Raw genomic sequence first — 6,404 nt, 5'->3', positions numbered from 1 at the left:
CTGGAGGGAGATGTTCACCTGCGATACGTTAAGGGGCGCCAGCCTTTGCGCCGTATCGGGGCTGAGGAAACTTCCGTTGGTCGTTATGCCCGTCGGCAGGCCCTTATCGCGGCAGTACGCAAGTATCTCGAAAAAATCCCTGTGCAAAAACGGTTCGCCCATGATGTGGAAGGTGATTTTTTGCGCAATGCGGTTTTCCACGATTTGATCGATTATCCTTTTGGCGAAAGGAGTTTCCATGAACCCGTACTTGCGGGTCATTAACCTTTTGGGACAAAAGGTGCAGTCGAAATTGCAGGCGTTCGTCAGCTCCAAGTGGACGCGCTGGATGGGAAAGTGCACGTAACGTCCTATCGGCGTCGATTGCAGCGGCGAGATTGCGGATTCCTTTACTTCGGTATGCATCGGTTAATTCTAACAAAAATGCGGCGCACAATTTTCAAATCGGCGCTTATTACTAGCGTGTTGCTGAAAAAGTCCATCCGGGACTTTTTCAGCCGCAGCTTGGCCGAAATGAATTCGCCCAAGCCTTTCAAATTGCTTGGCTTTCAGCCTACGCAATTTGGGCAATCCGTCCATGGATTGCCTATCAGGCTGCTTTTTCATCAGCCTGATAAAGCTTTGACCGCCTTGGCCAGCTTTTCAAACTGGCCTTCCAGCTCCCCGTATTCCGGGAGCCGCCGACCCTTTTTCGCAACGGCGACAACGTCGTAACCTTTTACGATGCCTCCCATGTGCCGGAAGATATCGCGTATTCTACGTTTAAGCCTGTTTCTATCAACGGCCCTCGGATGCGCCGCTTTTCCGATAGCCATCCCCAGTCTTCCGCAATCGCGGCTGTTGCGGATGAAATAAAACACGAGATCGGAAGTGGCGAGCCTCCGCCCGGAAAAAACGGCGTCAAATCCCTTTTTTCCGGTCAATCGGGTATTGATGGATCGACTGTGCAAGTCCTATACGGTAAGCCGCGCGCGGCCTTTTTGCCTGCGCCTTTTCAATACGGCACGACCGCCGGTAGAGCCCATTCGCTTCCTGAATCCGTGCGTTCTTTTCATTTTTACGTTGCTTGGTTGAAACGTCCTTTTCATAACCAATTAAATCTACATGAACCGCGCCTGTGGGTCAAATCTTTTTGTGGGAACCTTTTGCGATAGGGCGTTTATGCCGATAACGTTATTGCAATTTGCTCTCGCTACCCGTATTGACAGGGATTAGCCAAATCTTCATAATGCAAAAAACCGACTGTTCCCCGGTAGCTCAGCTGGCAGAGCGGGTGGCTGTTAACCACCTTGTCGGCGGTTCGAATCCGTCCCGGGGAGCCAATATAATATATATTACCAATTTGCATTTTTGAATAGAGCCTTAATTGACCGACTGGCAATCGGTCAGTGTTTGGCAGAATATTCAGGCATTATCTTTAGAAAACAGCATGTTGGAAAACTCTACTGCCGAGAAACTGCTACTGGCTAGCGGTCTGGCTAGCATTTCGTGTGAATTTGGGTTTGTTTTCCCGCTCTACACTTAAAGAATTTTAAACTTCTTTGTTACCCAGATTGTATTTGTGAGCCAACTCTGCAATCGTTTTCAGAATATCCTCTTTTGAGTAAGGTTTAATAATGGGGTGGCAGTTATATTTGCGGCAATATTCTTCCACTTCAACATCAATAACGCCTGTTGCTAAAACAAATCTTTCCATATAATGAGGTTTATGTTTATGTAGCCATTCACATAACTCAAACCCATTCATCCTGGGCATCTTGATATCCGAAAGGATCACATCGTATTCAGTCTTTTCAATAAGCTCTATCGCTTCTTTTCCGTCTTTTGCCAGATGGACGGAAATACCCTCTTTAGCAAGGGCCCTACTTACATATTCCCTGATAGTTTCTTCGTCTTCAACAAATAAAAGCCGAATGCCTTTAGGTACTGTTAGTTTAGTCTTCGTTTCAACTTCCTTCGTTTCCTTCGCCTCAGTAACAGGCAGTGATATTGTGAATCTGGCTCCGGAATCACCAATGTTTTCTACCTTTATCTCCCCGCCGTGATCCTTTATGATCCCGTATGAAACATAAAGCCCAAGACCGGTTCCCTCGCCGACCTTCTTACTCGTGAAAAAAGGATCAAATATCTTGCTCATAATTTTTTCCGGAATTGGCAATCCGCTATTTTCGAATATTAAAAATACATGTTCATCGCTTGCCACAGTTTTAACCGTAAATACCTTTTTGCCATGTACTTTCTTCATTTCATAGTAGGCATTCACGATGATATTCGTAAAGACCTGCTGCAATTGGTTCGAATCGGCAAATACTTTCGGCAGATTGAACGATAAATTTCTTTTTATTTCTATACCGTCCGCTTTAAATGTATGGGAATAAAATCCTAAAATTGTTTCCACGGCATTATTGATATTCAAATTTACTTTTCCCTCTTTATGGGTTCTGGAAAACTTCAATAATTCATGAACGATTTTTGCGGTTCGTTTTGATTGTTTGGATATAATCTCCAGATCATCCACAGCCTCCTTTGGCATGTTCTCAGAATCCATCAACTTTTGTGAAAAGCCCAGAACGGCCGTAAGAGGATTGTTTAATTCATGAGCTATGCCGGAAATGAAGGTTCCTATGGAGGAAAGCTTCTCGGATTGCATGAGTTGTTGCTGTAAGCTTTTCTTTTCGGTGATGTCTTCCACATGAAAGATATAGTGAATTATATTTCCATTGGCGTCGCGAACAGCCGATATGCTAGCATAAGCCCATATGATATGACCCTGTTTATGAATGTATCTATTCTCCATTTGAAAAGAGTCGATTTCACCTTTACGCAATTTATTGAGCTGTTCAATAGTGGCGTCAATATCGTCAGGGTAAGTTATATCAATGAAAGCCTTGGATGCTAGTTCCACCTCAGAATATCCAACCATTACACAAAACGTACTATTTGCCTTGAGGTACCGCTTGTTGAGTCCAAGTAGACATATACCAATAGAGGCATGATAAAAAGAGCTTCTAAAGCGATCCTCGCCTCCAAGAGGCGCATTTACCGCAATTTGACGCTCGATGGCCATTGCAAGTTTTGTCGCAATTTCATTTACGAGGTGACGTTCTTCTATGAGAAAAGGCCCTTCGTCCATTTTAGGCATTTCCTTAAGATAGAATACAGCCACTTCACCAATCTGTTTTCTCTGTATAACAATTTTGCTAACCTGACGGAAAGGCGTTTCACAAAAGTTTTCGGATGTATAATCCTTTTTTCCAATTCTGATTCGTGCGCAAGTGGTCTCCGGATATTGCCATGAGAGGGGTATGATATTAACAATCTCCTGAAATATATCTTCCATGGAAGTACCTTGATGCTCGATTACTTTTGAAACGGAATAGAGACAATTGAGCTCCTTGACGCGCTCGCCAAAATCACGTCGCTGTTGCGACAAAACATCTTCCAACGTTTTGCAATCCGATATGTCCAAAAAATAGTGCACAAGCATATCATTATTTACGGGTATCCAATAAGCTTTTAAGGCTCTACCCTCAAACTCAATTTCACATGTTTGTGGTTTCTTTTCTGATCGTGCTTGTGGTGCGAGACACCATGGGCATGGGTTCTTCCTTTGCGCCCAAGCCTCGTAACAGGTTTCCCCTATCGTTCTGCCATGCTTCCTGCGCGCCAAGTTAGAAGCCACGATTGCCCCTCTAGATTTCATAATCATACAATCTCCTGGAAACTCATCTAGGATTATTTGGTGTAGATTAGACCTTATATGCTTATTAAATTTTATGTTTGACGACTTGCAATAGGTTCTTTCTCTAATTTTATGGTTCAAACAAGTCCTACTTGCACCTATTGGGTTGAAACAAAAAAGACAATCAATGGGAATATCAAGACGGAGTGCAGAGTTAATAAAATTTGGATAAGGAATCGTTCCTCGAGTTTTCTGAGTTTCAAAAGTACCGGGTTTTATTTTTAACTCTCTTGCTATTTGGGCATCAGATGTGATCCCGGACAATTTTTTAAATCGTCGAAGTACTTCCTTTATTTCATAATTGATCACTTATTTTTTCCTTTAGCCACGACGAATAATGTATTTATACCCATATAGAATAGAAATGTCAATAAATATATAGCTAATTATTACAATATGTAATGATTGCATTATGTAACGATCTGGCCATTGTTCAATGTCAGTCAGCTTTTTAAAACTGCATAATGCCGAAAATTATGAAGACAAATAGGAATCATTTTACCCAAATATTGAGCTTTGGCATTACCGTACTCCTTGTGTATAGAACTGGGAGGTTGCCGAAAAGCTCAGTTGTTCGAGAAATTTGTTTCCTTTTCTTTGGTTGCAAAATATGCTTATTATGGAGCAATTCTCTTATCGTCATACACATTCTGCCCACTAAATCAAACAGTTTCTTAAATTCATTTTCAAGACACTGATATTAAAAGCATAATTTATACCATAAAGAGAACTCTTACATTTTCAAATGGTTATAGGGATTTTATATTAATTTAATGTAAAAAAGGAAATGTTAATGATGATTAACATACACTCTGAACAATGTTTACTCAGGTATATAGCTATTAAGTGAGAATTCACTTTAAGTATTGGGATGCCTGATTTGAAGGTTTGTTTTAAAATAAGGCCAAGCATATTGGAACTACTTAAGTTTAACTCTATCTGTATATGCGCCAAGTTGCTTACGATTACATGATTATATGAAAGTTCCCCTCCGAGTGCGGGATAATAATCCCGTACAGGACATTAACTAAAAGGTGGCACGTTGTTATGGAAAGACTGGCAATCGGTTCCATGTTCTATTCGGAACGGGTGAATTATTTGGAATTTCACCGTTTCTTCATAACACAGTAGTTGGCGACATGCTCCTGACCGAACCTTCCCTTTATCGTGGTCAGTTTAAACTCGATGATTTCAAAATGCCTCTGGAACAACTCTTGAAGCTTAGGTTGCGACGAGTAATAGAGCTTCGTTCCTACGGGGCTGATTTGGACCTTCTGCTCATCGCCTTTAAATTCCGGCGCCTTATCGCTGAAACAAACAGACAGGTACATGCCCTTTGGGTTAAGGACACCGGCAAGGCCTTCGACATAGCTCGGTCTTTGCGAGGGGGCGATGTGGTGCAGGATCGACCATTCCAGAACGAAGTCAAAGCGTTCGTTGAGTCCGTTTAAATCGGCGATATCGATTGCCTTAAAATTTATATCTACCGACTCTTTAATGGCATTCCGGCGCGCATGTTCGATAGCATGTTCGGAAAGGTCGATGCCGACAACGTCGAACCCATTTGAAGCCAGATAAATCGAATAAAAACCTTCTCCGCATCCGACATCAAGCGCCTTGCATGGTGAAACAGCGCCCGACTCAATCAGCTTTTTCAGGTCATCAGGAGGCTTTTCAAGGGTCCACCCCGCTCCCGGACTGGAGTAGATACGTTCGAATATATCTTTGTCTTCGCTAATGGAACACCTCGCTGGTTTTTTATTATTATAACTGATTTTAAACGGAGCTTGGCACGATTAAATCTTGCCAACTTCGGAATCGGGGTTAAATCTCTATCGTTTCCCCGAAATCGATTACCCGCGCCTTTTTGCCGATTGATTCCACTTTTTTTACGAATTCATTCGGGTCGGCCTGAATGATGGGGAAGGTATTGTAGTGCATTGGGATGGCGAGTTCGGGATTTATAAACTCAACCGCCTTTACGGCGTCGTCTATACCCATCGTGAAGTTGTCGCCTATCGGAACGAGGGCCGCATCTATTTTGTTCATATCGCCGATTAGCTTCATGTCCATGAAGAGGCCCGTGTCTCCCGCGTGGTAAACGGTCTTGTCGCCCATCGTAACAAGGAACCCGCACGGCACGCCGCCGCACTCTATGCCGCTGTCGGTTGTGTGCCCGGAACCGTGGTGGGCAATTGTCAGCTTTACCCTGCCGAATGGAAAGTTGTAACCGCCGCCGATGTGCATGGGGTGTACGTCGCATCCCTGGTTCTGGCATATCATCGCCGTCTCGAACGGGGCTATAACCGTCGCCTTGTTGGCTTTGGCTATCGTTACTCCGTCGCCTATGTGATCGGCGTGCGCGTGGGTAAGCAATACATGGCTCACCTTTACTTCTTCGGGTTTAACGCCGGCGTTTTCATTGCCGGTCAAAAAGGGGTCTATTATCAGGCTGGCGCCGGCGCTTTCCAGCACAAAGACATCGTGACCGTAATAAGATATTTTCATCGGAAATCCCTCCTCTTTTTTCAAGCCCTCTTCGCAAGTTACATATATATTAAAACAAACTGCAAAAAAGGCAAGGCTTTCAAAGATAAGAGGTTTTTGTTACACATTCATGCAATCTTGATGTAAACTAAAAGGGAAAAACCATGAAACTAAA

6 protein-coding genes and 1 tRNA gene are annotated in these 6,404 nt (G+C 43.3%); 1 reads left to right on the top strand and 6 read right to left on the bottom strand.

The genetic code is table 11. The features are described from left to right. The 3 genes from V3S16_RS00880 to rpmH form a co-directional block, all read right to left on the bottom strand. A partial coding sequence (locus tag V3S16_RS00880; protein ID WP_413882786.1) for a radical SAM protein occupies positions 1 to 405 on the bottom strand: 405 nt, incomplete at its 3' end. Positions 406 to 605: 200 nt separating this feature from the next. Further along, the gene (gene rnpA / locus V3S16_RS00875) at positions 606 to 923 is read right to left on the bottom strand and encodes a ribonuclease P protein component (protein ID WP_413882785.1); all 318 of its coding nucleotides are present in this window, start codon (positions 921 to 923) and stop codon (positions 606 to 608) included. Positions 924 to 953: 30 nt separating this feature from the next. Then, positions 954 to 1,088 (bottom strand): 50S ribosomal protein L34, encoded by a 135-nt coding sequence (gene rpmH, locus V3S16_RS00870; protein ID WP_413882784.1) that lies wholly within the window; start codon positions 1,086 to 1,088, stop codon positions 954 to 956. A gap of 158 nt (positions 1,089 to 1,246) precedes the next feature. Between rpmH and V3S16_RS00865 the strand changes: the two genes are divergently transcribed. Then, positions 1,247 to 1,322, top strand: a tRNA-Asn gene (locus V3S16_RS00865). Between the two features lie 209 nt (positions 1,323 to 1,531). On the opposite strand, the gene V3S16_RS00860 is transcribed toward V3S16_RS00865, so the two are convergent. From V3S16_RS00860 to V3S16_RS00850, 3 genes are all read right to left on the bottom strand, one after another. Next, positions 1,532 to 3,709 carry a PAS domain S-box protein gene (locus V3S16_RS00860; RefSeq protein ID WP_413882783.1) on the bottom strand — a complete coding sequence of 726 codons (2,178 nt, stop codon included), beginning with the start codon at positions 3,707 to 3,709 and terminating at the stop codon, positions 1,532 to 1,534. Positions 3,710 to 4,848: 1,139 nt separating this feature from the next. Next, positions 4,849 to 5,400 carry a class I SAM-dependent methyltransferase gene (locus tag V3S16_RS00855; protein WP_413882787.1) on the bottom strand — a complete coding sequence of 184 codons (552 nt, stop codon included), beginning with the start codon at positions 5,398 to 5,400 and terminating at the stop codon, positions 4,849 to 4,851. A 166-nt stretch (positions 5,401 to 5,566) separates the two neighbouring features. Further along, positions 5,567 to 6,274, bottom strand: a complete 708-nt coding sequence (locus tag V3S16_RS00850; RefSeq protein WP_413882782.1) for a metal-dependent hydrolase — start codon at positions 6,272 to 6,274, stop codon at positions 5,567 to 5,569. Positions 6,275 to 6,404: the final 130 nt, after the last annotated feature.

The organism is Candidatus Desulfatibia sp., from assembly GCF_036446775.1.
Classification (GTDB): Bacteria; Desulfobacterota; Desulfobacteria; order Desulfobacterales; family UBA11574; genus Desulfatibia_A.
The sequence above is the reverse complement of the archived record's forward strand: the minus strand, read 5'-3'. Positions and strand labels throughout refer to the sequence as shown.

Bases quoted from the DNA above. Each gene is read 5' to 3' on its own strand.
- rpmH (WP_413882784.1), bottom strand. From the start codon at position 1,088: ATGAAAAGGACGTTTCAACCAAGCAACGTAAAAATGAAAAGAACGCAC.
- V3S16_RS00860 (WP_413882783.1), bottom strand. From the start codon at position 3,709: ATGATTATGAAATCTAGAGGGGCAATCGTGGCTTCTAACTTGGCGCGC.